This is a genomic window from Aeromicrobium fastidiosum, assembly GCF_017876595.1.
Lineage (GTDB): Bacteria > Actinomycetota > Actinomycetes > Propionibacteriales > Nocardioidaceae > Aeromicrobium > Aeromicrobium fastidiosum.
The window spans coordinates 2,216,379-2,240,755 of sequence record NZ_JAGIOG010000001.1; the positions used below are offsets into that span (position 1 = coordinate 2,216,379).

The window sequence follows — 24,377 nt, forward strand, 5'->3', positions numbered from 1 at the left end:
ACCGTGGCAGGACCCCTTCGGTCTTGCGGCTCTCGAGGCGCGAGTCAGCCCATGACCGATCCGGGGGAGTCGGGGTCGACCGTGCGCAGCCGGGAGTACGTGCCCAGTTCGAACGTCGACCCCGTGCGCGAGCAGATGAACTCGAGGGGCTGACTGTCGTGGTCGTGCCCGTCCTGCACCGCGGTGACGAGATGCGCCATCAGCTGGCCCGCGACGGGCGCGTTCTTGAACTGATTGCCGCTCGTGCCCATCGCGACGAAGAACCCCTCGCGGTCCGTGCGGTCGTAGATGGGTGTCCAGTCGTCGGTGACGTCGTACACGCCGCCGATGCCGCTCGGCCGGTTCGGGATCGACAGTCCCGGCATCCGCCGTGCTGCGCGCGTGACCTGGTTCTCGAAGCCGGACACCGTCGCCTGGAGGTTCGCCGTGTCGGGGTCGTCCAACCACTCGAGCGGATCGCACTCGGGCTCGGTGCCACCGACCAGCAGCCCTCGTGCCGACGACGTCCTGATGTAGGTCCCCAGATCGAGGTCGGCGATGGCCATTCCGTTGCCGTCGTCCTCGAAGTCCGCAGGAAGCGGCACCTGGTGCACCTCCTGCCGCATGGGCCGGGACGAGATGCCGAAGTCGGTCCCGACCCCGGCGAGCGCGTTGATCGCGCTCGACCACGGCCCGGCGGCGTTGACGACGACGCGGGCCGAGACGCTCTCGCCGCGCGACGTCGCGACGGACCACCGCTGGTCGTCCTGCTGCTGGATGGACGTCACGGTCCGGTTGAACAGAAAGCGCGCTCCCAGGCTCTGGGCGGCGACCCCGAGGTTCTGGGCGGCGAGCTGCGGGTCGTCGACGTGGCCGGCATCGGGCGTGAAGATGCCGGTGATCTCGCCGTGCGAGTCGGAGAAGAACTCCTCGGACCGGACGGGCTTCGGAGGAAAGTAGGAGCCCGTGTCGACGTACGGCATGTGCTTGCGAACCTCGTCGGGTCCCCACCGCTCCCACGTGATGCCGGCACGGTCGAACATGTCGGTGGTGCGGTTCGAGTCGGTCGGTCCTCCGTCGATGACCAGCATCCCGGTGCGCGTGTAGGACGCCATGCCGGCAGGGTCCTCGTGCCCGAGATGATCCGACCAGTTCTCCCAGCACGCGAGCGACTCCCACGACGACGCCACACCGGCCCACGACGAGTAGTTGAACCGGACGACGGCGCTCGAGGCGCTCGTCGAGCCGTGGCCCATCCCGCCGGCCTTGTCGACGACAACGACGTCGAAGCCGTTGCGCGACAGCTCGAGCGCGATGGACGAGCCGATGACTCCCGCCCCGATCACGATGGCATCTGCTGTGGTCTTCATGAGGTGGTTCCCTTCGTCGAGGAACACGCTGTCCCACCAGCTCGCGCGGCACGATGGACATCGGCCTCAACATGGGGGGCCTGGCGTTCGGCAATCGTTCAACCGGCGCGGATCACTGCAGGGTGAAGCGGCGAGGGTGCGACGTTTGTCGGACACCCATGGGAGCCATCTGAACGATCGTCCGGGCCACCCGGCAAGCCGCGGATCTACGATGACTGGTCAACGGACACCGTCCGACCGACCGGAGGAGCACTGCGTGAAGACGTTGCAGTTCATCGGAAAACGACTCGTGTTCGGGATCTTCCTGCTCTTGGTCGTCAGCTTCTTGGTGTTCAGCCTCCAGGCCGGCTCGAAGGGCTCCTTGGTCTCCACGGTCCTGGGCGGCCGGCCCGCGACGGCTGCCCAGGTCGCGCAGGTGCGCGCCGACTACCATCTCGACGATCCGTTCTGGCAGCGCTACCTCTACTGGCTCGGCGATGCCCTCCACTTCGACTTCGGGCGCTCGATCCGGTCTCAGGAGTCCGTGTTCAGCGCGATCCTGGAGCGGCTCCCGATCACCCTCGAGCTCACGGTGCTCAGCATCGTGCTGGTGGTGCTGCTCGGAGTGCCGCTCGGCATGGTGTCCGGCATCAAGCGGGGGTCCCTCACCGATCGCGTCGTGACGTCGTTGTCGATCGTCGGCCTCAGCGCTCCAGTCTTCGCGACGGGCATCTTCCTTCTCTACGTCTTCGGGGTCTTCCTCGGCTGGTTCCCGTCTTTCGGAGCCGGAGAGGGCTTCGGCCTGGACAGGCTCAAGCACCTGGTCCTCCCGTCGCTGGCCCTGGCCGCGACCATGGTGGCGATCGTCGCGCGACAGACACGAGCGGTGACCCTCGACGTCATGAACCAGGACTACATCACCTTCGCTCGGGCACGCGGTCTCAGCCGCCGCCGGATCATGCTCGCCTACGCGCTGCGCAACATCTCGATGCCGATCGTCACCATCACGGGCTTGCTGCTGATCTACCTGATCGGCGGGACGATCCTCGTCGAGCAGGTCTTCTCGATCGAGGGCCTGGGCAACCTCATGGTGACGTCGGTCCAGAGCAGCGACATCCCGGTGGTGCAGGGCATCTCCCTGGTGTTCGCGGTCTTCGTCGTGATCGTGACGCTGGTGGTCGACCTGATCGGCATGTGGATCGACCCTCGCACGATGTATCCGACAGAAGGGTGAGCACCTCATGACCATGACCGAGTCCATCGCCGAGGTCCTCGATGCCCCGACCAGGGCGCGGCGCCGCCTGTTGGGTCGACCTCCGTCCTTCCTGCTGGTGGCCTCGTTCGCGGTCGTCGGCATCATCCTCGTCTGTGCCGTCGCAGGACCGTTGATCTGGCCCCACGACCCCACCGCGCAGGACCCGCTGCTGAGCGTGCAGCCTCCGGGCGGCGGACATCTGCTGGGCACCGACCAACTGGGCCGCGACATCCTCTCGCGCCTCATCGCCGGCACCCGCACGGCCATGATCGGGCCCCTGTGCGTAGCGGTGCTCGCCGTCCTCGTGGGGTTGACGCTCGGCATGACCGCAGGCTTCCGCGGTGGGCGGGTCGACAGCTTGATCGCTCGCACGACCGACATCCTCTACTGCATGCCGGCCCTCCTGATCGCGATCGTGGTCGTCGGGCTGGTCAGCGGCGCGTACGTCGTCACGATCCTCGTCCTGGCCTTCCTCACGTTCCCCGGTGATGTGCGCATCTTCCGCAGTGTCTCGATGGTCGAGGCGCGTCTTCCCTACATCGACGCGGCCCGCACCCTGGGGCTGAGTCCGACACGCACGATGATTCGGCACGTCCTGCCCAACATCGCTCCGACCGTCGTGTCCACGTTCCTGCTCGAGTTCGCCGGAGCGCTCGTCGGCTTCTCGGCCCTCGCCTTCCTTGGCCTCGGCGTCAACGCAGGTGGCGTCGACTGGGGCACGATGCTCGCCGACGGCCAGGAGCAGCTCTTCGTCAACCCGATGATGTCGCTGGCCCCGGCCATCCTGCTGATCCTGGTGGCTGCCAGCGTGACGATCATCGGCGACTGGATCTACGACCGATACTCCCTGAAGGGCGAACGATGACCGCACACGCCGGTACGCGCGACCAGAACCTCCTCACCGTGGACCACCTGAGCGTCTTCGCTGACCGCGACGGCATCCGCCGCACCATCGTGCGCGATGTCGATCTCTGCGTGGCGCGTGGCGAGACCCTTGGCATCGTTGGCGAGTCGGGCAGTGGCAAGTCGATGCTCATGAAGGCCGTCCTGGGCCTTCTCCCGGCGGGCACCTGCTCGGAGGGAGCAGTGACCTTCGACGGCACCCGCATCGACGGCTGGTCGGACCAGCAGCTGAGGCCCCTGCGCGGCACGCGGACGAGCCTGTTGCTGCAGGACCCGTTCACGATCCTCAACCCGCTGGCGACGATCGGTGAGACGATCTCCGACGGCTTTCCCGCCGACCTTCGGCGCGATCGGTCGGCCGCGCGTGCAGAGGTGGCGCGGCGTCTGGCCGAGGTCGGGATCGATGCGAGCGTCGCCGCGAAGAGGCCGTTCCAGCTGTCGGGCGGCATGCGCCAGCGCGTGGCCATCGCCGCTGCCCTGGCCGGCGATCCCGATCTGCTGGTGGCCGACGAGCCGACGACGGCACTCGACGTCGCGACCCAGCACGAGGTGCTGACGCTGCTGACCTCGTTGCAGCGCGACCGCGACATGGCGCTGATCATGATCACGCACGATCTGCGGGTCGCCTTCGACATCTGCGACCGCGTCACGGTGATGTATGCCGGCAACGTCATCGAGGAGGCGGCTGCCGCCCAGATGGCGGCGACGACCCGTCACCCCTACACGCTGGGTCTGCTTCTGGCGGAGCCCCCGGTGGGCCACTACGCATCGCACCTGAACGCGATGATCGGGTCGGTACCAGCGCCTGACACCGTGGTCGATGTCTGCTCATTCGCGGCACGCTGCTCGTGGAGCCAGGACGTGTGCACCTCAGGACGTCCAGAGCTTCGCCTCATCGACGGCGGTCGAGCGAGTCGCTGCGTCCGCGTCGACGAGATCGACGCCGAGATGTCCGCGGTGCGGACGACCGCCGTCGCGTCCGACACGCGGCCCTCACGAACCCCGGCATCCTCTCTGCTGACCGTGACCGCCCTGCAGAAGACCTACGTGACGCGCAGCCTGGTCGGCCCTTCCACGACCCATCGGGCGCTCGACGGCGTCAGCTTCGACGTCGCTGCCGGGGAGTCGGTGGGACTGGTGGGGGAGTCGGGCTCAGGCAAGACGACGATCGCCCGAGCTGTGCTGGGCCTCTCGACGCCCGATGACGGTCAGATCGTGCTCGACGGTCACGACATCACGGACTTCCGCGCGCTGGGTCGCCGCGAGGCACGCGACGTCCGCCGACTGGTCCAGGTCGTGTTCCAGAACCCGTATGCCTCTCTCGACAAGACCTGGACGATCGGCGCGAGCCTGCGCGAGGTCATCGGGGTCCGGGGCGACTCCAAGGATCCCCACCGCGAGGTCTCCGAGCTCCTCGAGCGCGTGTCGTTGCCGCCGACGTACGCCGAGAAGTATCCGGCAGCGCTGTCCGGCGGCGAGCGGCAGCGGGTCTCGATCGCCCGAGCCGTGGCGATGCGGCCGCAGCTGCTGATCTGTGACGAGCCGGTCGCGGCGCTCGACGTGTCAGTCCAGGCGCAGGTGCTCGAGCTGCTGCGCTCGCTCCACGCAGATCTGGGCATGGCGATGCTCTTCATCACGCACGATCTGGCGGTCGTGCGACAGATGGTCGATCGTGTCGTCGTGCTCCACCGCGGACGCGTGGTGGAGTCCGGGCAGACCGACGACGTCCTCGACCAGCCGCAGGCCGACTACACCCGGCACCTGCTGGCGTCGGTGCCGGGCCACGCGGCAGGCTTGCACGGCGACGGCATCCAAGATCGGCCTGCAACAGCCGCTGGGTGAGCGACGACCGGTCAGAAATCGCTGCGAAACAAGGCTGTCACGCCCCTCGGCAGATGTTCAACCGGCCCATTGCAGTTTGCGACGATTCGCCGGTTCGCAGACGCGTGACCGGCGTCACGATGTATCAACCCGTTCGATAGTCGTAGCTGCCAGGAGGCAACCGATGCGCCCCACCCCCCATGCCCTCAAAGTTCTCGCGGTCGGAGCAGTCGCGTCAGCGTTGCTGGCCGGCTGCTCGTCCAGTGGCGGTGGCACGAGCGACGCGAAGGCCACCGACGCGACGATCCCGAACTTCACCTACGGGATGAAGGCGATCCCGGCGACGCTCGATGTTGCCAACAACTACAACTCCGACGACCTGCCGGTGACGGCCCTGGTGAATCAGCCGCTGGAGGTCGCGAACCTCGACGGCACGTTCACGCCCGTGCTTGCCACGAAGGTTTCGCAGCCTGACGACACGACGCTCGTCTACGACCTTCGCGACGACGTCACCTTCTCCGACGGGACGCCGATGACATCGGCTGATGTCGTGTGGACCATCGGGCACCTGCGCGAGAAGACAACGCAGACCGCCACGGAGCTGGAGAACTTCAAGACCGTCGAGGCCACGGGCGAGCACCAGGTCACGATCACGCTGGCGAAGCCGAACCCTGCCACGCGTGGGTCCTTCGCGATCATCTCCTTCGTCCAGGAGAAGGCCTACGGTGAGAAGAGCGGCAAGGACCTCGGAACCGCTGCCGCCCCGCCGATCGGCACCGGGCCGTACATGATCGACTCGTTCTCCGCGAGCAAGATCACGCTGAAGCGCAACCCGAAGCTGACCGGCCCGAAGCCGGCGGTCGACACGTTCACGATGACGACCATCGCCGACGACAACGCCGGCCAGCTGGCCATGCGATCCGGCGAGCTGAGCGGCGTCAGGGTCAGCGACGGCAAGTCGGTGCCGCGGTGGAACAAGGTCCAAGGCGCGAAGGTGTACTCGTCGCCGACGCTGTACCTCGACTACGTGACGATGAACCAGACGGCCAAGCCGTTCGACGACATCCACGTCCGCAGGGCCGTTGCGTACGCGACTGACCGCGCGGGCCTGCTTGAGGCCAACTATGGCGATCAGGCCAGCGCCGCCGTCGGAATGTCTCCGGCGCAGGTGGACGCGAACGTCGCTCCTTCCAAGGACGCCTTGAAGGACCTGGTCGCGAGCCTGCCTGATGGGCAGTTCAGCCTTGCGGACGCCAAGAAGGAGCTTGCGCAGTCCGCGTACCCCGACGGGTTCACCGCGACGTTCGAGTACTACTCGCCCCAGGGCAAGCTGGTCGGTGTCAGCCTCGCTGACAATCTCAAGAAGATCGGCGTCACGCTCGAGCTGAAGTCGCGCCGCCTCGGCGACTTCATCGGAGACCTGTTCGCCGGCAAGCGGCCCGAGATGGGTGCCTTCAGCATCGCGTCCGTGGTCGCGGACCCAAGCAGCTGGTACCAGTACCTCGTGGGCAAGGACAACCCGTACAACGTGGCGGGCTACTCCACCGATGCCACGTCGGCTGCACTCGAGCAGATCAACAGCAGTGATCCGGCGGAGCGCTGGAAGGGCGTCACGACGATCGAGACCGCACTGGCGAACGACGTGCCCTACATCGCCCTCGCCCGTCCCAAGTACTCGTTCGCGCTCGGCGACGGAATGACGCTCACGTCCGCGCCCGACTTCATGAAGCTGCTGAGCGGTCTCTGGGTCAACGACCTGAAGTCGACCAAGTAGACCACCAGAAGGGACGCACCATGAACCAGCACCAGAGCTCACCCATCGTCGTCATCGGCGCCGGCATCACAGGTCTCTCGATCGCTCACCACCTGCTCGCGGCAAGCGACCGTGAGGTCGTGGTGGTGGACTCGGGCGACGTCGGAAACGGGACGACTCCAGCCGGAGCCGGCTTCGTCGCCGAGTGGTCGACGGTCATCCCGCACCTGGGGCCGCAGGCGTACGCACTGCAGAAGTACTCGCTGGACTTCTACCGCGGCATCCACGAGTCAGGTCGCGACGTGCACTTTCGCGGCAACGGCAACATCGTGTTCTTCAACCACGAGGACACCCTGGCTGCCGGACTCGCCGCCATCGCGGCCGGCCCGTGCGCATCGGACCGCAACACTGTCGTGAGCGCGGCCGAGATCGGGGCGCTGACCGGCGGAGCCGTGGACGCATCGGCGGTTGCCGGTGGAGTGCTGATGCCGTCGGGCATCCAGCTGGAGACGGGCTTGGCGATCCAACACATCGCTGAGGGTGTCGAGCAGCAAGGCGGCACGATCCTGCGCGGTGTCACGATGGAGTCGCTCGAGATCGACGGCGGCCGCGTCGTGGGGGTGAACCTCTCGACCGGCCACATCGCCACCGACTCGGTGGTGCTCGCCGTGGGCGCGTGGCTCAACGCGGCGCTGGCGCAGGTCGACTGGAAGCTCCCGCTCGTGCCGTTCGTCGCGACGCGCTTCGTGACCGAGGACGTGGGCCTGTCGCCCGACATGCCCACCCTGCAGGGCAAGGACTTCCCGCTGTGGATCAGGGAGTCCGAAGGCGGATTCACGTGGGGCTCGACTCACGGTGCCGCGCCTGCGCACCGGCTCGGCGGCACGTGGAACGCGCTCGGCAAGGACGAGCGCTGGCGGCAGGACCTGGTCGACGCCATGGCCGCGGACGTCGACCGGGTGGCACAGGTGTTCCCGAAGCTGGCAGGCGCGCAGACGATCCGCGAGATCCAGGGCATGCCGGTCTACTCGGTCGACGGCGGGATGTTCGTCGGCGAGGTTCCCAACACCGCGGGCCTCTTCGCCGCCGGCGGCGACAACGAGAGCGGCGTGTCCCACGGCCCCGGCGTCGGTCGTCTCCTGGCCGATCTGGTCCTGGGACGCGACCCCATCTGCGACCCGACGCGGTTCAGGCTCGACCGCTTCGACCCGCAGGAGTACCCCGACCCCGAGTCGGTCGGTCAGCACTACGTGCGCGGCGGCGTCGGTTTCATCGCGGACGCGCACCGTGAGCCCATGCCGCTGAGCTGAGCTGAACTGAGCTGATGCGTCGCCGGGCGACCCTGTTCTCGACGAGATCCACATCGTCCTGAGCGGGGTCGCCGTGCGCCGCTCCCGACTCTCTCCACCACACCTTCCCCCATCTCGAGAAAGAAGAACTCATGCCGCAGATCGTTCGAGGAGTTGTCGCCCTGTCGAAGGGTGAGCCTGTTGTCACGACGAACATCGTGATTCCTGATCCGGGTCCGGGTGAGGCGGTGGTCGACATCAGTGCGTGCGGGGTGTGCCACACCGATCTGCACTATCGCGAGGGTGGCATCAACGACGAGTTCCCGTTCCTGCTGGGGCATGAGGCTGCGGGTGTCGTGGAGTCGGTCGGTGAGGGCGTCACCGACGTGGCTCCGGGTGACTTCGTGGTGCTGAACTGGCGGGCGGTGTGCGGGAGCTGTCGGGCGTGTCTGCGGGGGCGTCCGTGGTACTGCTTCAACACGCACAACGCGAAGCAGAAGATGACGCTCGAGGACGGCACCGAGCTGTCGCCCGCGCTGGGCATCGGTGCGTTCGCGGACAAGACGTTGGTGGCTGCGGGTCAGTGCACCAAGGTCGATCCGGCCGCGTCGCCGGCTGCGGTGGGCCTGTTGGGTTGCGGCGTCATGGCGGGTCTGGGCGCGGCAATCAACACCGGCAACGTGCAGCGCGGCGACTCGGTCGCGGTGATCGGCTGCGGTGGCGTGGGCTCGGCGGCGATCGCCGGTGCGCGTCTGGCGAATGCGGCCAAGATCATCGCGATCGATCTGGATGACCGCAAGCTCGAGTGGGCCAAGGGCATGGGCGCCACCCACACCATCAACGCCGGTGATGCTGCCAAGGATGGGGGCAGTGTGGTGGAGGCGATCCAGGCGTTGACCGGCGGCCATGGTGCCGATGTGGTGATCGATGCGGTGGGTCGTCCCGAGACGTGGAAGCAGGCGTTCTACGGTCGTGACCTGGCCGGCACGGTCGTGCTGGTCGGTGTCCCGACGCCCGACATGCAGCTCGAGCTTCCGTTGATCGACGTGTTCGGTCGTGGCGGGTCGCTGAAGTCGTCCTGGTACGGCGACTGCCTGCCGTCCAGGGATTTCCCGATGCTGGTCGACCTGTACCAGCAGGGACGGCTCGATCTCGACGCGTTCGTGACCGAGACGATCGGCATCGACGACGTCGAGGCCGCGTTCGCCAAGATGCACCACGGCGACGTCCTGCGATCGGTCGTGACGCTCTGATGACCGCACGGGTGCAGAAGGTCGTCACGTCGGGGCAGTTCGCCCTGGACGGCGGGTCCTGGGATGTCGACAACAACGTGTGGCTGGTCGGTGACGACGCCGAAGTGATCGTGATCGACGCACCCCACGACGCGCCGGCGATCCTGGATGCGATCGACGGACGAACGGTCGTGGCGATCGTGCTGACCCACGGGCACAACGACCACATCAACGCAGCCGTCGAGCTCAGCCGGGCCACCGGTGCCGACGTGTGGTTCCCGCCCGAGGACCGGATGCTGTGGGATGCCGAGCACGACACCCCGCCGGACCAGGAGCTGCACTCGGGGGCCACGTTCGAGGTCGCCGGCACGACGCTGCGGGCGATCCCGACACCGGGTCACTCACCGGGCAGCACCTGCCTCTACGCACCCGACCTCGGTGTCGTCTTCAGTGGCGACACGCTCTTCAACGGCGGACCCGGTGCCACAGGCCGGTCGTACTCGGACTTCGACACCATCATCGAGTCGATCCGCGAACGCCTGCTCACGCTCCCGGACGAGACGGTCGTCCACACCGGCCACGGCGACGACACCAGCATCGGCGCCGAGAAGCCCCACCTCGACGACTGGATCACCCGCGGATCCTGACCTGAGCGACACCGGCCGCGCGGCCACGACTGCACCCGGGGAGCGGAATCGACACTCGTCCGCCGGGGTGGATGGCTCGACCGCAACGATGACGCCGACCATCACCACAGCGGCTCCCAGCAGCTGGGCCGATGTGGCGGCCGCGAGCCCGACGGGTCCGGCGCCGGCCACGTAGCCGGTGGACCTGGTTGCGGGCTCGGTGCTGACGGCACCGCAGAAGCCGGTCGGGAAGATGGTGGAGAGCATGGCGAGGTCAAGAGAATTCTCCAGCGCTTGGTTGCGATCGGGGAATCTGGGGGCGCTTCAGTCGGCGTACGGCCACCAGGACGTAGGTGGCACATCCGCCGAGCCTGCCACCCGTATTGACGAGAGGCAGGCGGCGGCTGAGGGCGGCGGCGCATGACATGTGCGGCCCTCAGCCACCTGCGGATCACCGGGTGTAGACCACGAAGACCTTGCGAAGCCTCTCGTGCACGGTCCAGATGCCCTTCCACCCGATCGGGAACAGGGCCGCCGTCCCGGCAGTCAGCTCGACAGGTTCGCCCCCATCCTCGTGGACGGTCATGCGGCCTTCGACGACCTGGATGAACTCGCCGCGGTCGATGAACTCCCACCGCGCTTCTCCGGGATCGGACTCCCACGAGCCGCTCGTGATGCTGCCGTCGTCGCTCCTGTAGGCGATGTAGGCGCGAACGGGGATGTCGCCGCTGAGAGGCTGAGCGCTCGGCGGGGCGAGCAGGCTCTCGGTGAACTGCTCGGTGGCGAGCTCTGCGGCGCGGAATGTTGTCGTCACGGTGTCTTCCTTGTGCAATCTGAGGACGGGGCGGTCGTCATCCTCGCGCGATCGGCCGGCGCGGTCCCCAGGCAGACGTCGCGACTACGCAGCACCAAGGTCGACAGGTGTCGGGAACTCTCAGATCGCGGCTGGCGTCGACCTGCCGAAGCCGGCGCTCGCCGTGAGGTGGTCCATGAGGGGTCGGGTGCGGAACGGGAGAGGTGTGGAGACGATCATCGTGGTCACGGTGTGCTGCACCCCGTCCAGCTGGATCATGTGCGTCACGACCTCCTGCAGCTCGCGGTGCGTCGGCGCAGCGACACGGATCAGGAGATCCTCACGTCCCGCCTGAGTGTTGATCTCGAGCACGTGGACGACCTCGCTCAGTGCCGCGACGACCTGCGCCATCTTGCGCTGGTCGAGCTCGAGCGCGACGAACGCCTGGATCGGGACGCCGACGGCCTCGAGATCTATCAGCGGCATGAAGCCGTTGAGCACCCCGGTCTCCTCCAGGCGTCTGATGCGGGACATCACCGTGTTGCGAGCCACGCCGAGCGAGCTGGCCAGGTCGGCGACTGCCGATCGGGCGTTGTCGGTCAGCTTGCCGAGGATCTCGGAGTCGAGCCGGTCGATGCTGAGCATTTGTGACACCTCAGGACGTGTTCGACGGTGCGGACTGATGGTGGAGCTACATTGCGCGCATCACCATTGACCCAAAGTACCTGATCAGTCAACGTTGGCGAACCAAATACATCATCTAACCCATGCTCAGATGATCAGATCGTATTGAGGAGGGCGCATGAGTGCGTCGCAGCTGACCGGAACCCGTCCGAGCATCTTCGAGCTGGGTGGCCAGATCGAGCTGGAATCCCACGAGCTCGTTCGCCTCCACCACGACGAGAAGACCGGCCTGAGGGCGATCATCGCCATCCACGACACGCGCCTCGGACCGGCCCTCGGCGGCACCCGGTTCTACCCGTACGCGAGCGACGGGGATGCGTTGACCGACGTCCTGCGGCTCTCGGAGGGGATGACCTACAAGGCGGCCGCCGCGGGGTTGCCTCTCGGCGGAGGCAAGGCCGTCATCATCGGCGATCCCGCCACTGTGAAGTCGCCGGAGCTGCTCGAGGAGTACGGACGGTTCGTCGAGTCCCTGGGCGGGCGCTACGTCACGGCAGGGGACGTGGGAACGACGTCCGACGACATGGACGTGATCGGTCGGACGACGTCGCACGTCGTCGCGCGGACCATCGCGTCCGGCGGCTCGGGGGACAGCGGTCTCTCGACGGCCCTCGGCGTGTTCAGCAGCATGAAGGCGGCCGTGCGATTGGCGTTCGGCCGAGCGCCACTGGCACCGGTGACGGTGGGCGTCGAGGGTGCTGGCAAGGTCGGCTTCCAGCTCATCGGTCTCCTGGTCGAGGCGGGCGCACATGTGGTGTTCTGCGAGCAGGATCCGGTCGCCCGCGACCGTGTGCACCTGGCCTACCCGGACGTCGACGTGAGCGACTCGGTCATCGACGCTGAGGTGGACGTCTACGCTCCGTGTGCCCTCGGCGCGACGCTGACCCACGAGTCGGTAGCCGACATCAAGGCACGCATCGTCTGCGGTGCTGCCAACAATCAGCTGCTGACCGGCTCCGTCGAGGATGAACTGGCCGCGCGGGGCATCCTCTGGGTGCCCGACTACGTCGCCAATGCGGGCGGCCTGATCCAGGTCGCCGCCGAGCTCCACAGCGGTGACCTCGCCAAGGTGCCTGACCGGATCGGCGGACTGGCGGCCTTCGTGGAGACCATGCTGATCAAGGCGGCGGCCGACTCGGTCACCCCGGGTCACGCAGCACGCGCCATCGTCGACCGCCGGCTCGACCAGGTGACGGGCGCCAAGTGATGACTGACGACCTCTTCAGCCTGCTCAGCCCCGAGGGGGTGCTGTCGGACTCGGCGGATGCGTCGGTCGACCTGCGGGGGATGTTCAGCGACATGGTCATGAGTCGGCGCATCGACACCGAGGCGATCGCCCTCCAGCGCCAGGGCGAGCTGGGCCTGTGGGCCTCGCTGCTCGGGCAGGAGGGGGCCCAGGTGGGGGCCGGCCGCGCGCTGCGCCCCCGCGACGTCGCCTTCCCGACCTATCGCGAGCACGGTGTCGCGTGGTGCCGGGGTGTTGACCCGGTGAGTCTGTTGGGGCTGTTTCGGGGAACCACCTTGGGCGGCTGGGACCCGACGACCAACAACTTCAACCTGTACACGTTGGTCATCGGTGCGCAGACCCTGCATGCGGTCGGCTATGCGATGGGCATCGTCCGCGACGGAGACGTCGGCACGGGTGACCCCGATCGTGACCGCGCAGTGCTGGTCTTCCTCGGTGATGGGGCGCTGAGCGAGGGCGAGACGAACGAGGCATTCGTCTGGGCTGCGGCGCAGAACCTGCCGATCGTGTTCTTCTGCCAGAACAACCAATGGGCCATCTCGGCGCCGTACTCGGTGCAGAGCCGGGTGCCGGTGGCCCAGCGGGCGCAGGGCTTCGGGTTCCGAGGGGTCAGGGTGGACGGCAATGACGTCGTCGCCAGCCACGCGGCGACCGTCGAGGCTCTCGAGCACGCCAGGGCCGGCAACGGGCCCACGTTGATCGAGGCGTTCACGTATCGCCGCAACCCGCACACGACCTCGGACGACGACGGCCGCTACCGCGAGGGTGCGGTCACCGACGACTGGACGACCCTCGACCCGATCGAGCGCCTCCGCACCCACCTCACCGGCATCGGCACGGGCGAGGAGTTCTTCGCCGGCGTCGCCGCCGAGGAGGCCGATCTGAGCGAGCGGCTGCGCGCGGGGTGTCGCGCGCTGCCCGACCCGAGCCCGGAGTCCCCGTTCCTGCACACGTACGTCGACATGCCGGCAGATCTGGAGCAGCAGATGCACGACCACGTCGAGTACGTCGCCGCAGGAGAGGTGGACCCGGCATGAGCACCGCGATGGCCCACGCCCTCAACGAAGGCCTGCGCTCGGTCATGGAGGAGGACCCGAAGGTCCTGCTGATCGGCGAGGACATCGGCCGGCTCGGGGGCGTGTTCCGGGTCACCGACGGCCTGCAGAAGGACTTCGGCGACGCCCGCGTCGTCGACTCGCCGCTGGGCGAGGCCGGCATCGTCGGCAGCGCGATCGGCCTGGCCATGGCCGGCTACCGGCCCGTGTGCGAGATCCAGTTCGACGGCTTCGTGTTCCCCGCGATGAACCAGATCATCACGCAGCTGGCCAAGTACCGGCACCGCTCCGAGGGGACGGTGACGCTGCCCGTCGTCATCCGCATCCCCGTCGGCGGCGGCATCGGCGCCATCGAGCACCACTCGGAGTCGCCCGAGGCGTACTTCGCGCACACGGCCGGCCTGAGGGTCGTCAGCCCGTCGTCGGCGCAGGAGGCGTACGACCTCATCCGGATGGCGGTGCGCAGCGACGACCCCGTGATCTTCCTCGAGCCCAAGCACAACTACTGGCTCAAGGGCGAGATCGACCGTGCCGCGACACCGGCGCCGTTCGGCAGCGCCCAGGTCGTGCGTCCCGGCGACGACCTGACGCTCGTGACGTACGGCGCGCTGGTGCCGACCGCCGTCAAGGTGGCTGCCGCTGCCGCCGAGGACGGCCGGTCCGTCGAGGTCATCGACCTGCGCTCGCTGTCGCCGATCGACGATGCGACGATCTTCGCCTCGGTCGAGAGGACGGGACGGCTGGTCGTCGCGCACGAGGCGTCGCAGACCGCGGGCCTGGGTGCCGAGATCGCCGCCCGTGTGCAGGACGCGATGTTCTACTCGCTCGAGGCACCCGTGATCCGGGTGACGGGCTACGACACGCCGTACCCGGCGAGCCGCCTGGAGGGCGACTGGCTGCCCGGGCTCGACCGCATCCTCGACGCCATCGACCGCAGCTTCACGTACTGAGGGCAGGACCCACATGACGAACGTCCAGCAATTCCACCTGCCCGATGTCGGGGAGGGTCTGACCGAGGCCGAGATCGTCACCTGGCTCGTGACGCCCGGCGACACCGTCGAGGTCAACCAGATCGTCGTCGAGATCGAGACCGCCAAGTCGCTGGTCGAGCTGCCGTCGCCCTTCGCCGGCGAGGTCATCGAGCTGCACGCCGAGCCCGGTGAGACCGTCGACGTCGGCCGGCCGATCATCAGCGTCGCGACGGCTGGCGGCCCCGCGGACGCGCCGACGGCACCGGCCGTCGCCGCTGAGGCCGCCGAGGCCGCCGAGACCGTGGCCACCGAGAACGTCGACGAGCCGAAGCTGCTCGTCGGCTACGGTGCCAAGGAGACCACGGGACGTCGGCGTCGGCGTGGTGCTGCTCCGGCCGCCGCGCCGGCGGCTGTCTCACCCGCGGTCACGCCGGCCGCGCCGTCAGCGCCGTCCGGACCCGTGCGGACCAAGCCGCCGGTCCGCAAGCTGGCCAAGACGCTCGGCGTCGACCTGACCTCCGTCGTGCCGTCCGGCCCGGGCGGTGTCGTGACGCGCGCCGACGTGGTGGCGGCCTCCGAGGCGGCCCCGACCCTCCCTCCGGCTCCGGCCGTGGCCCCTGAGACGGACGCCGGCGAGATCCGCATCCCGATCAAGGGCGTCCGCAAGCACACGGCGGCCGCGATGGTCAGCTCGGCGTTCACCGCGCCACACGTGTCGGAGTTCGTGACGCTCGACGTCACCGCGACGATGGACCTGCGGTCGAGGCTGCAGGCCCGGCGCGAGTTCGCAGACGTCAGGCTCAGCCCGCTGGCACTCGTCGCGAAGGCGTTCCTGCGGGCGGTCGAGCGCACGCCGTCGGCCAACTCGCGGTGGGACGAGGCGGCGCAGGAGATCGTCCAGATGCGCGAGATCAACCTCGGCATCGCCGCTGCCACGCCTCGCGGACTCGTGGTGCCGAACATCCGCAGCGCGCAGCGACTCGGCCTCGCCGAGCTGGCCGCCGCGATCGGTGACCTCGCCAGCACCGCCAGGGCCGGCCGCACGACGCCCGAGCAGATGGCGCACGGCACCGTGACGATCAGCAACTTCGGGGTGTTCGGCGTCGACAGCGGCACTCCGATCCTCAACCCTGGCGAGACCGCGATCCTCGGCGTCGGCACGATCAATCGCCGCCCATGGGTCGTCGGCGAGGGCGACGACGAGCGCATCGAGCCGCGGTGGGTCACGACCCTGGCCCTCTCGTTCGACCACCGGGTCATGGACGGCCAGCAGGGATCCGAGCTGCTGGCCGACACCGCCGCGTTCCTGCGCGACCCCGCGCTCGCCGCTCTCTGAGCATCGGGGTCACGCACGGCCACTCGTCTGGGGTGTCACCCCCCAGCCATCGCCGTCATCGCGCCGCGTACCAGTCAGGAGTGCGCTTGGCGAAGAACGCCGCGATTCCCTCGAGATGGTCGGAGGACTCCTCGATGCGGTGCTGCGCTGTTCGTGTGATCTCCCAGCGCCACGGGTCTTCGACCGCACGGGTCTCGTCGAGCGCACGCATCGATGCATCGAGCGCGGCGGGGCTGTTGAGGGCGATCCGATCGGCGATCCGGATCGCGGCGTCCAGAGCGGTGCCCGGTGCCACGATGGTGTTGACCAACCCGGCTTGGTGGGCGCGCTGAACGGACAACGGCTCGCCGGTCAGCAGCATCTCGGCGGCCAGCGAATGCCCCAGGCGGTCCACCGCTCGAAAAAGACCTCCGGAGTTGGCGACGACGCCGCGCTTCACCTCGGGCAGGCTGAACCTGACCTGCTCGCCAGCCACCACGATGTCGCAGGCGAGGACGAGCTCGAACCCTCCGCCCAGGGCGTCGCCGTCCACCGCCGCGATGACGGGTTTGCTACGACGACGTCTCGCCAGTCCGTACTCGCCTCCGCGTCGAGATGCGGGACTGGCCTGCTGGGTGAGGTCGGTTCCAGCGCTGAAGTATCCGCTGCTCGACGTGAGAACCGCGACCCGCAGGTCGGCGTCGTCCTCCAGCAGCGCGAGGGCGTCGTCGATGAGATCGGTCATCTCCATGTCGATCGCGTTGCGCTTGGCAGGGCGGTTCAGGGTGATGATGAGGGTGCGTGAACGGACCTCGGTCTCGACCACCTGCGCGTTCGTCATGACGTGATCACGAGCTTGCCGCGCACGTCGCCGCCAGCGAGAGCTGTGAAGGCCGCACGCGCCTCGGCCAGGGGATACGTCCGGTGCACGGGCGGCTTGATCCCGGTCGATGTCACGAACTGGAGGAGGTCGGCGAACTCCTGTCGTGTGCCGAGGGTCGAGCCCTGGATGCGTGCGTAGCCAGCGAAGACACGGGCGACGTTCGTCTGCGCCTGGTAGCCGGACGTTCCCCCGGAGACGACCATGACACCGTGCCGACGCAGGCATTTGAGGGAGTGGTCCCACGTGCTCTGCCCGACGGTGTCGAGCACGGCGTCGACCCTCTCGGGCAGGCGCGCGCCGCTCTCGAAGGTCTCGTGGGCGCCGATGTCCCGAGCCCACTGACGCCCCTCGTCGGAGCGACTGGTCGCCCACACGCGCAGGCCGGCCGCGCGGCCCAGCATGATGGCCGCGGTCGAGACCCCGCCAGTGGCCCCCTGGACGAGGATGGTCTGGCCCGCTCGGACCTGCGCCGCGGTGAAGATCATGCGGTAGGCCGTGAGCCACGCCGTGGGCAGCGTGCTGGCCTCGACGAGCGTCAAGCCGTCCGGAACGGGCAGGAGGTTGTGGGTGGGGACGGCGACCTGCTCGGCGAAGGTTCCCGGGTGTCGCTCCGACAGCATGCTCAGGGCCGGATCGTCGAGCTCCGGTCCCGTCCACCCGTCGCTGGCGATCACCGGGTAGACGACGACCTCGCGACCGTTCTCGTCAACACCGGCGAGATCGCACCCGAGGATCATGGGGGTGCGATCGGCGGGGAGTCCGACGCCGGCGAGGGACCAGAGGTCATGGCGGTTGAGGGAGGCCGCGCGCATCGTGATCGTGACCCATCCGGGCGGTGCGGTGGCGCTCTCGACGTCGCCGACCTCGAGTGCGTCGAGAGGGTCGGCGGGGTCGACGGTCCGGGCGTATGCAGCCAGCATGAGATGTCCTTCTGGGAGATGGAGGGGGAGTGGAGGTCAGGCCGGGTCGGAGGAGACGTCGATGACCGCCTTGCCGAAGACGGCTCCCGATGCGAGATCGGTGTAGGCGCGGACGCCATCGCCGAAGGCGTAGCGGTGATTCACGGCCGGGCGGAGTCCAGCCGTGACGAGCTCGTCGAGCCGGGACGCGACCTGGCCGAGCGCCCGGGGGTCGGTTCGCAGGTATTCCCCCCAGCCGGCACCGAGGACCCCGACGTTGCGCAGCAGGAGTCGGTTGACGGTCACGGTCGGGATGCCGCCGGCGGCGAAGCCGACCACCACCAGACGACCGCCCGGGGCCAGGGAGCGGACGGCGTCGTCGAAGGCAGGGCCGCCGACCGGGTCGACCAGCACGTCGGCGCCCCGTCCGTCGGTGAGCTCGCGCACCCGCCCGGACCATCCGTCCGCGAGCGCGACGACGTGGTCGGCGCCGGCCGTGCGCAGGAACTCGTCGGCACCGGGACGCTTCACGACGGCGATGACCTCGACGCCGAGGGCGTGGGCCACCTGCACGGTCGCGGTACCGATCCCGCCTGCAGCGCCCATCACGACCACGGTCTGCCCGGCGGAGACCCGGGCACGGGTCTCCAGTGCGAACACGGCGGTCTGGAAGTTGACCAACATCGTGACGGCCTCGGCGTGATCCAAGCCCGAGGGGGCATGTCGAACGACACCCGGGTGGACCGCGACTCGTTCGGCGAGCCCTCCTTGACCGGCGAGCGCGATGACACGGTCGCCGGCGGAGAACCCGCTGCCGCTCGGGGCCGAGCGGACGACGCCGGCGATCTCCGAGCCCGGAACGAAGGGCGGCTCGGTCTTGAGCTGGTACTCGCCTCGCATGACGAGCAGGTCCGGGAAGTTGACCCCGGCGGCACGGACGTCGATGTGCACGAGGGAATCGCCGTGGGGGTCGTCGACCTCGGTCAGGCGGAGTCCGGCGGGACCGGTCAGGCTCGTCAGGAGAAGCGCTCTCATCATGCTCCAATTTAGAATGCAGATTTGGTTTTGATGTCGAGTCAGTATCTCTGCCGGCGGCGATCCTGGCAAGGCCGAGCGCGTGTGCCTGGCGATCCGGCTAACCTGCTCGTGTGAGCCGTCAGCGGGACCTCTCGACCACGCCGTCCGAGGGCGTCAGTCAGCCGTACGCGAAGTCGGCCCACACGCGGCAGCGCATCATCGACTCGGCGGCGCGTGTCCTGTACGAGAAGGGTTACTCGGGGACGCGGCTCTCGGACGTGGCGGCCGACTCGGGCGTCGGGGTCGCCAACATCTACTACTACTTCCCGTCACGGGACGAGCTCATCGCGCAGGTCATGCTGGCGGGCATGGAGGAGGGGCGCGCTTCCTTGCAGGAGTCTTTGGGGAAGCTCCCTGACTCGGCCCCTCCCATGGAGCGCCTCATGGTGGCGGTCGAGGTCCACCTCCGCGGAGGGATCCGACGATCGCCCCATGCCCAGGCCGTCGTCCGCAACGCGCAGCAGCTGCCCGAGCCGCTGCTGCGGCGTCAGCGCGAGGCAGACAGTGCCTACGGAGCCGTGTGGAGGGACCTCATCGAGGAGCTCGAGTCCCGAGGCGAGCTGCGAGATGGCCTCGACCCGTTCGCGGCGCAGATGCTGGTGATCGGGGCGTTGAACTCGGCGCTGGAGTGGTGGAACCGTCGCCGCGGGACCATCGACAACGTGGTCAGAAGTGCCCAGATCGTGGTGCGGCACGGCCTCAGCGCGAGCGTCGGCTGAGGCTGTCCTTCGTCTGCTCGGGGATCGCGTTCGGCATGGATCCATCGTCCTGAGCTCACAAGAATGTGGCATCGAACCGAGCACGCTTCGATCTCGACTCCGGCGGTGCAGCAGTCCGGGGCGGTTGGCGACCTCAGCTCGCAGGTGATGTCGATCGGCTCACACTGCGAACGGATGCGGAATTCTGTCGCGCAGCGCCGGTTGAACACGACGCACGAGCCAGCGTCCAGAGACAGCACCTGAGGAGATCACCCATGGCAGAGCCGACGTCGAACCCGACTTCTCGATCGATCCTGATCATTGGAGCAGGGGAGCTGGGCATGCCTGTGCTGCGCAACGTCGCGCTCCGTGCCCGCGATGTCGAGGGTTCGACCGTCAGCGTGCTGCTGCGTGCTGGTTCGGTCGGCTCGACTGATCCGGGGAAGCAGCGTGATCTTGCAGAGATCCGCAGCCTGGGCATCGACATCGTCGAGGGCGACCTGGTGAAGAACTCCATCGACGAGCTCGCCTCGTTGTTCGCGGTCCACGACACGGTGATCGGGTGCACTGGAATCGCCGCGGGGATCGAGACGCCCATGAAGGTGGCGAAGGCTGCGCTGCAGGCGAAGGTGCGGCGTTACTTCCCGTGGCAGTTCGGCGTCGACTTCGAGGTCATCGGTCGCGGGAGCCCGCAGGACATCTTCGACTCGCAGCTGGACGTGCGCGAGCTCCTTCGCGCCCAGGACGAGACCGAGTGGGTCATCATCTCCACCGGGATGTTCATGAACTACCTGTTCGACGCAGGCTCCGGCATGGTCGACCCGGCGAACAGCACGGTCAACGCGCTGGGCAGCCTCGACACAGCCGTCACCGTGACGACCCCGGAGGACATCGGCGTACTGACGGCCGAGATCCTGTTCTCCGAACCCCGCATCCGCAACGAGATCGTCTTCCTGGCCGGCGACACGGTGACGTACGGCGAGCTGGCGAACATCCTGGAGGACGTGCTCCAGCGTCCGTTCGAGCGTGTGGAGTGGACCGTGCCGTTCCTGCTCGACCAGCTGGCGAGCAACCCCACCGACATGACGAGCAAGTACCGGGCCGTGTTCGCCCAGGGGCGAGGGGTGGCGTGGGACAAGGACGAGACCTTCAACGCGCGGCGTGGGATCGCGGTCACGGACGTGCGGACGTGGATCGGCGAGAACCTCGCCGACCGACGCAGGGGCGACTAGTCTCCGGCAGCGTCGACAACCGTCGTCAGTGGCCGAGCAGGACCACGGACGATTCACTCGCGCGAGGCACCGGGGTCGATGCGAGTCGCATTGAGGTCGACTGACAAGAAGATGTCGTTCGCGACGGGGTTGCGCAGCGTCGTTCCTCCGCAGTCGGGATGCAGGCATCGCGTCGCAGTTCATGACGTCGCCCCGACCTCGCGAGCCGACATCCTGCCCCCACAGGCGCTCCCATGGCCGCCGACGCTCAGCTCGCCCACCTCGCGGATCACGGGTCGAACCATCTCTCGGTGGTCTGTACTAACCGCATCGCCGAGCTCGGCGCCACACCCTCAGCGGGGACCGGGGGAGACGGCTACGACACATGCCCTGGCGGCGGCCGTCGACGGGCTTGACGAGACAGAGCTGACCGCCAGGAACGAGACCCAGGGCGAATCATCCTCGTGGTCCGAGGCAGAACGCCAGGACTGCTTGCGACCGTGAAGCCGACAAGCCCGACGGCTCGTCAGCTACCGGCTTCTCGGGCCACCAGGATGTCGCACACGCGGTGCGCGTTGTGGTTGACGTGCGTGAAGATCGCCTCGGCTGCTGCCTTCGGGTCCCCACTCTCGATGGCGACCAGGATGCCTGCGTGCTCCGAGACGATCGTGGACGGGTCGTCGTACTCGCGGGTCTCCTTGGAGAGCACGGTCAAGTAGTAGCGCAGCTCGGTCGTCAGGTCGTTGTAGAAGTCGTCGATCCTGGGGTTGCCCAGCAGGGCGACGATGGACGCGTGGAAGGCGAGGTCTGCCGTGACGATGTCCTTCACGCGGTGCGTGTCCGCCGCGCGCGTGAGCGCGTTGAGCGCCTTGCGGAGGCCGCCCAGGTCTTCGGTGCGCCGAGGCTGGTGGACGGCGGCCGTCTCCAGCTGCAGGCGTGCGTCGTAGAGAGCCATGACGCTCTCGGCCGTCGGCGCGATGACGACCGCGCCGCGGTTGACCTCGTAGTTCACGAGGCCGCCGAGCTCCAGGATGCGGACCGCCTCACGCACGGTGTTGCGGGAGATCTTCAGATCCGTCGCGATGGCGCTCTCGCGGAGGCGCGTTCCGGGACTGAAGTGCCCGGACATGATGAGGTCGGACAGCCCCTCCGCGACCTGCTGCGCCGCCGTCGTTCGACGGACCGCGATGTCAAGAGAAGTCATGGTGTCAGGTTACGCCGAAAGTGGTCTTGCGTCGAGCAGTTGAACTGTTCTACAGTTCCCACATGACCGATCGCGCTCTCTGGCATGGACAGGCTCACATGCCGACGTCCCAGGCCCACCGACTCACGATCAAGGGCGGCGAGGGCGCGTGGTTGACGACCAGCGACGGGCAGCGACTGCTCGACGCGACAGCCAGCCTCTGGCACGCCAACGTCGGGCACGGCCGGGAACGCATCGCCCGCGCAGCCTACGAGCAGATGAAGACGCTCGAGACGTACCACGTGTTCGGACGCTTCGCGAACGAGCCGGCACTGGATCTCGCCGACCGTCTCGCCGACATCGGACCGATCGACGGCGGGCGGGTCATGCTGACCAGCGGCGGCTCGGACTCCATCGAGCTGGCCTGCAAGCTGGCGCGACGCCACTGGCAGCTCGAGGGCAGGCCCGAGAAGACGACCATCGTCAGCAGGGAGACGTCCTACCACGGGCTGCACGGCTACGGCACCAGCATCGCCGGTCTCGAGTACAACCGCGAGGGCTACGGCAGCCAGTCCCTGATCCCCGAGACGCTCCGCATCCCCGCCAACGACATCGCTGCCGCCACCGCGATGCTCGCCGCCCACGGCACGGAGAACATCGCCGCCATCGTCTTCGAGCCGGTCATCGGCACCGGCGGAATCGTCGGCCCCGTCGACGGATACCTGGCGGGCCTGCAGGCCTTCGCTCGCGCGAACGACATCCTGCTGATCGCGGACGAAGTCATCACCGGCTTCGGCCGGGTCGGCACCATGTTCGCCTGCGAGCGGTACGACATCAGCCCGGACATGGTCGTGATGGCCAAGGGCCTGACGTCCGGCTACGCCCCCCTCGGCGCGGTGCTGGTGTCACCGCGCATCGCCGACAGGTTCTTCGACGGCGCGGACGCGCCGATGTTCCGTCACGGCCTCACGTACTCCGGGCACGCCACCGCTTGCGTCGTCGCGCAGGAGAACCTCGACATCATCGAGGAAGAAGGCCTGGTGGAGCGGTCCGCCCACCTGGAGGACGTGCTGGCTCGAGCCGTCGCACCGCTCGCGGACCACCCCCTCGTGGAGGAGGTCCGCTCGGGGTCGGCCTTCCTCGCGGGCATCCAGATCGTCGCGGACGTCAAGGGCGACGACGTGGCCTTCGAGTGCGTCCGCCGTGGCGTGCTGACACGGACGATCCACGCCAACACACTGCAGATCTGCCCCCCGTTCGTCGCCACCGAGGCGGAGGTCGAGCTCATCGCCACGACCATCGCCGACGCGCTCGACTCCATCTGACGTCACGACCACACCGCCCAAGGAGCATCCATGACCATCAACCTCGCCGACTACGACGCGCTCAGCTTCGACTGCTACGGCACCCTGATCGACTGGGAGGCCGGCATCGCAGCCGTCCTCTCGCCCTGGGCCGCCGAGCTCGGCCTCGACAAGTCAGACGAGGACCTGCTGCTCGCCTACGCGGACAACGAGGCACAGGTCGAGGCCGAGCACGGGGACTGGCTCTACTCGAAGGTCCTCGCCGAGGCGTTCCGGCGCACTGGCCAGGTGCTCGACGCACCCGTCAGCGACGAGTGGGCCGACAAGCTCGGCGGATCCGTCCCCGACTGGCCGGCCTTCGAGGACTCCACCGAGGCCCTCACGAAGCTCGCCGAGGACTACCAGCTGATCATCCTCTCCAACGTCGACCGAGCCGGCTTCAAGGGCTCCAACGACCGGCTGAAGGTGAGCTTCGACCGCATCATCACGGCAGAGGACGTCAAGGCCTACAAGCCGGCCCCCCAGCACTTCGAGGAGCTCGACGTCGCCCTCGAGGACATGGGCATCCCGCGCGAGCGGCTCCTGCACGTGGCACAGAGCCTGTTCCACGACCACGTCCCGGCCAAGCGGCACGGACTGCCGTCGGTCTGGATCAACCGGCGCCACGACCGTCCCGGATGGGGTGCAACCCCCGAGCCCTCGGCCGAGTTCTCGTACGACGCCGAGTACCGCTCCATGATCGACTTCGCAGAAGCGGCGCACGCCGCCAAGCACTGAGATGACGGGGACTCTTGCAGCGTCCCCGGACACAGATGTCCGGGCTCGCCTCGCAGCGGCCTGCCCGGACATCC

At 68.2% G+C, this 24,377-nt stretch carries 22 protein-coding genes; 15 read left to right on the plus strand and 7 right to left on the minus strand.

Features of this window, described 5'->3' with window-relative positions:
* Nucleotides 1-44 precede the first annotated feature (44 nt).
* Nucleotides 45-1,349: an NAD(P)/FAD-dependent oxidoreductase gene (locus tag JOF40_RS10955; RefSeq protein WP_129185215.1), complete on the minus strand. Its 1,305-nt coding sequence runs from the start codon at nucleotides 1,347-1,349 to the stop codon at nucleotides 45-47.
* Nucleotides 1,350-1,605: 256 nt separating this feature from the next.
* On the opposite strand from JOF40_RS10955, the gene JOF40_RS10960 reads away from it, so the two are divergent.
* The 7 genes from JOF40_RS10960 (at nucleotide 1,606) to JOF40_RS10990 (ending at nucleotide 10,228) form a co-directional block, all read left to right on the plus strand.
* On the plus strand, nucleotides 1,606-2,562 hold the full coding sequence (locus JOF40_RS10960) for an ABC transporter permease (protein WP_209674539.1): 957 nt from the start codon (nucleotides 1,606-1,608) through the stop codon (nucleotides 2,560-2,562).
* Nucleotides 2,563-2,569: 7 nt separating this feature from the next.
* Entirely contained in the window at nucleotides 2,570-3,448 is an 879-nt protein-coding gene (locus tag JOF40_RS10965; RefSeq protein WP_209674541.1) for an ABC transporter permease, read from the plus strand.
* On the plus strand, nucleotides 3,445-5,328 hold the full coding sequence (locus JOF40_RS10970; protein ID WP_129185213.1) for a dipeptide ABC transporter ATP-binding protein: 1,884 nt from the start codon (nucleotides 3,445-3,447) through the stop codon (nucleotides 5,326-5,328). The genes JOF40_RS10965 and JOF40_RS10970 overlap by 4 nt, the downstream gene beginning before the upstream one ends.
* Nucleotides 5,329-5,491: 163 nt before the next feature.
* On the plus strand, nucleotides 5,492-7,081 hold the full coding sequence (locus tag JOF40_RS10975; protein WP_129185212.1) for an ABC transporter substrate-binding protein: 1,590 nt from the start codon (nucleotides 5,492-5,494) through the stop codon (nucleotides 7,079-7,081).
* A 20-nt stretch (nucleotides 7,082-7,101) separates the two neighbouring features.
* Nucleotides 7,102-8,370 (plus strand): NAD(P)/FAD-dependent oxidoreductase, encoded by a 1,269-nt coding sequence (locus JOF40_RS10980; RefSeq protein WP_129185211.1) that lies wholly within the window; start codon nucleotides 7,102-7,104, stop codon nucleotides 8,368-8,370.
* Between the two features lie 131 nt (nucleotides 8,371-8,501).
* The gene (locus JOF40_RS10985; protein ID WP_129185210.1) at nucleotides 8,502-9,602 is read left to right on the plus strand and encodes an S-(hydroxymethyl)mycothiol dehydrogenase; all 1,101 of its coding nucleotides are present in this window, start codon (nucleotides 8,502-8,504) and stop codon (nucleotides 9,600-9,602) included.
* The gene (locus JOF40_RS10990) at nucleotides 9,602-10,228 is read left to right on the plus strand and encodes an MBL fold metallo-hydrolase (RefSeq protein WP_129185209.1); all 627 of its coding nucleotides are present in this window, start codon (nucleotides 9,602-9,604) and stop codon (nucleotides 10,226-10,228) included. The genes JOF40_RS10985 and JOF40_RS10990 overlap by 1 nt, the downstream gene beginning before the upstream one ends.
* Before the next feature lie 430 nt (nucleotides 10,229-10,658).
* Here JOF40_RS10990 and JOF40_RS10995 read toward each other — a convergent pair whose 3' ends face one another.
* Both JOF40_RS10995 and JOF40_RS11000 read right to left on the minus strand, forming a co-directional pair.
* On the minus strand, nucleotides 10,659-11,021 hold the full coding sequence (locus tag JOF40_RS10995) for a cupin domain-containing protein (protein WP_129185208.1): 363 nt from the start codon (nucleotides 11,019-11,021) through the stop codon (nucleotides 10,659-10,661).
* A 120-nt stretch (nucleotides 11,022-11,141) separates the two neighbouring features.
* On the minus strand, nucleotides 11,142-11,645 hold the full coding sequence (locus tag JOF40_RS11000; protein WP_129185207.1) for an Lrp/AsnC family transcriptional regulator: 504 nt from the start codon (nucleotides 11,643-11,645) through the stop codon (nucleotides 11,142-11,144).
* Between the two features lie 157 nt (nucleotides 11,646-11,802).
* On the opposite strand from JOF40_RS11000, the gene JOF40_RS11005 reads away from it, so the two are divergent.
* The 4 genes from JOF40_RS11005 to JOF40_RS11020 are packed head-to-tail and all read left to right on the plus strand — an operon-like array spanning nucleotide 11,803 to nucleotide 16,292.
* A complete protein-coding gene (locus JOF40_RS11005) occupies nucleotides 11,803-12,891 on the plus strand; it encodes a Glu/Leu/Phe/Val family dehydrogenase (RefSeq protein WP_129185206.1) in 1,089 nt (362 codons plus the stop codon).
* Entirely contained in the window at nucleotides 12,891-13,967 is a 1,077-nt protein-coding gene (locus JOF40_RS11010; RefSeq protein ID WP_129185205.1) for a thiamine pyrophosphate-dependent enzyme, read from the plus strand. Before JOF40_RS11005 ends, JOF40_RS11010 begins: the two co-directional genes overlap by 1 nt.
* Entirely contained in the window at nucleotides 13,964-14,935 is a 972-nt protein-coding gene (locus JOF40_RS11015) for an alpha-ketoacid dehydrogenase subunit beta (RefSeq protein WP_129185204.1), read from the plus strand. The genes JOF40_RS11010 and JOF40_RS11015 overlap by 4 nt, the downstream gene beginning before the upstream one ends.
* 37 nt (nucleotides 14,936-14,972) lie before the next feature.
* Entirely contained in the window at nucleotides 14,973-16,292 is a 1,320-nt protein-coding gene (locus JOF40_RS11020; RefSeq protein ID WP_245343591.1) for a dihydrolipoamide acetyltransferase family protein, read from the plus strand.
* 55 nt (nucleotides 16,293-16,347) lie between these two features.
* On the opposite strand, the gene JOF40_RS11025 is transcribed toward JOF40_RS11020, so the two are convergent.
* Genes JOF40_RS11025 through JOF40_RS11035 form a run of 3 tightly spaced genes read right to left on the minus strand, consistent with a single transcriptional unit; the run spans nucleotide 16,348 to nucleotide 19,088 of the window.
* Nucleotides 16,348-17,112, minus strand: coding sequence for an enoyl-CoA hydratase-related protein (locus JOF40_RS11025; RefSeq protein ID WP_129185202.1), 765 nt, complete (start codon nucleotides 17,110-17,112; stop codon nucleotides 16,348-16,350).
* Nucleotides 17,109-18,074 (minus strand): quinone oxidoreductase family protein, encoded by a 966-nt coding sequence (locus JOF40_RS11030; RefSeq protein ID WP_129185201.1) that lies wholly within the window; start codon nucleotides 18,072-18,074, stop codon nucleotides 17,109-17,111. The genes JOF40_RS11025 and JOF40_RS11030 overlap by 4 nt, the downstream gene beginning before the upstream one ends.
* A 36-nt stretch (nucleotides 18,075-18,110) precedes the next feature.
* Nucleotides 18,111-19,088, minus strand: a complete 978-nt coding sequence (locus JOF40_RS11035) for an NADPH:quinone oxidoreductase family protein (protein WP_129185374.1) — start codon at nucleotides 19,086-19,088, stop codon at nucleotides 18,111-18,113.
* A gap of 113 nt (nucleotides 19,089-19,201) precedes the next feature.
* On the opposite strand from JOF40_RS11035, the gene JOF40_RS20255 reads away from it, so the two are divergent.
* On the plus strand, nucleotides 19,202-19,849 hold the full coding sequence (locus tag JOF40_RS20255) for a TetR/AcrR family transcriptional regulator (protein WP_129185200.1): 648 nt from the start codon (nucleotides 19,202-19,204) through the stop codon (nucleotides 19,847-19,849).
* A 254-nt stretch (nucleotides 19,850-20,103) separates the two neighbouring features.
* Nucleotides 20,104-21,060, plus strand: a complete 957-nt coding sequence (locus JOF40_RS11045; protein ID WP_129185199.1) for an aromatic alcohol reductase — start codon at nucleotides 20,104-20,106, stop codon at nucleotides 21,058-21,060.
* Nucleotides 21,061-21,565: 505 nt separating this feature from the next.
* On the opposite strand, the gene JOF40_RS11050 is transcribed toward JOF40_RS11045, so the two are convergent.
* Nucleotides 21,566-22,243 carry a GntR family transcriptional regulator gene (locus tag JOF40_RS11050; protein WP_129185198.1) on the minus strand — a complete coding sequence of 226 codons (678 nt, stop codon included), beginning with the start codon at nucleotides 22,241-22,243 and terminating at the stop codon, nucleotides 21,566-21,568.
* Between the two features lie 62 nt (nucleotides 22,244-22,305).
* Here JOF40_RS11050 and JOF40_RS11055 point away from each other — a divergent pair, with 62 nt between their 5' ends.
* Complete coding sequence (locus JOF40_RS11055) at nucleotides 22,306-23,547, plus strand: aminotransferase family protein (protein ID WP_129185197.1); 1,242 nt, start codon at nucleotides 22,306-22,308, stop codon at nucleotides 23,545-23,547.
* 30 nt (nucleotides 23,548-23,577) lie between these two features.
* Nucleotides 23,578-24,303, plus strand: a complete 726-nt coding sequence (locus tag JOF40_RS11060; protein ID WP_209674545.1) for a haloacid dehalogenase type II — start codon at nucleotides 23,578-23,580, stop codon at nucleotides 24,301-24,303.
* Nucleotides 24,304-24,377 lie beyond the last annotated feature (74 nt).

What these genes read in the sequence shown, in the direction of transcription:
- JOF40_RS10955 (WP_129185215.1), bottom strand. Translation starts at nt 1,349, where the DNA reads ATGAAGACCACAGCAGATGCCATCGTGATCGGGGCGGGAGTCATCGGC.
- JOF40_RS11015 (WP_129185204.1), top strand. Translation starts at nt 13,964, where the DNA reads ATGAGCACCGCGATGGCCCACGCCCTCAACGAAGGCCTGCGCTCGGTC.
- JOF40_RS11060 (WP_209674545.1), top strand. Translation starts at nt 23,578, where the DNA reads ATGACCATCAACCTCGCCGACTACGACGCGCTCAGCTTCGACTGCTAC.
- JOF40_RS10975 (WP_129185212.1), top strand. Translation starts at nt 5,492, where the DNA reads ATGCGCCCCACCCCCCATGCCCTCAAAGTTCTCGCGGTCGGAGCAGTC.
- JOF40_RS11010 (WP_129185205.1), top strand. Translation starts at nt 12,891, where the DNA reads ATGACTGACGACCTCTTCAGCCTGCTCAGCCCCGAGGGGGTGCTGTCG.
- JOF40_RS10980 (WP_129185211.1), top strand. Translation starts at nt 7,102, where the DNA reads ATGAACCAGCACCAGAGCTCACCCATCGTCGTCATCGGCGCCGGCATC.
- JOF40_RS11035 (WP_129185374.1), bottom strand. Translation starts at nt 19,088, where the DNA reads ATGAGAGCGCTTCTCCTGACGAGCCTGACCGGTCCCGCCGGACTCCGC.
- JOF40_RS11025 (WP_129185202.1), bottom strand. Translation starts at nt 17,112, where the DNA reads ATGACGAACGCGCAGGTGGTCGAGACCGAGGTCCGTTCACGCACCCTC.
- JOF40_RS10965 (WP_209674541.1), top strand. Translation starts at nt 2,570, where the DNA reads ATGACCATGACCGAGTCCATCGCCGAGGTCCTCGATGCCCCGACCAGG.
- JOF40_RS11000 (WP_129185207.1), bottom strand. Translation starts at nt 11,645, where the DNA reads ATGCTCAGCATCGACCGGCTCGACTCCGAGATCCTCGGCAAGCTGACC.
- JOF40_RS10970 (WP_129185213.1), top strand. Translation starts at nt 3,445, where the DNA reads ATGACCGCACACGCCGGTACGCGCGACCAGAACCTCCTCACCGTGGAC.
- JOF40_RS11050 (WP_129185198.1), bottom strand. Translation starts at nt 22,243, where the DNA reads ATGACTTCTCTTGACATCGCGGTCCGTCGAACGACGGCGGCGCAGCAG.
- JOF40_RS11005 (WP_129185206.1), top strand. Translation starts at nt 11,803, where the DNA reads ATGAGTGCGTCGCAGCTGACCGGAACCCGTCCGAGCATCTTCGAGCTG.
- JOF40_RS10990 (WP_129185209.1), top strand. Translation starts at nt 9,602, where the DNA reads ATGACCGCACGGGTGCAGAAGGTCGTCACGTCGGGGCAGTTCGCCCTG.
- JOF40_RS11030 (WP_129185201.1), bottom strand. Translation starts at nt 18,074, where the DNA reads ATGCTGGCTGCATACGCCCGGACCGTCGACCCCGCCGACCCTCTCGAC.
- JOF40_RS10985 (WP_129185210.1), top strand. Translation starts at nt 8,502, where the DNA reads ATGCCGCAGATCGTTCGAGGAGTTGTCGCCCTGTCGAAGGGTGAGCCT.
- JOF40_RS11045 (WP_129185199.1), top strand. Translation starts at nt 20,104, where the DNA reads ATGGCAGAGCCGACGTCGAACCCGACTTCTCGATCGATCCTGATCATT.
- JOF40_RS11055 (WP_129185197.1), top strand. Translation starts at nt 22,306, where the DNA reads ATGACCGATCGCGCTCTCTGGCATGGACAGGCTCACATGCCGACGTCC.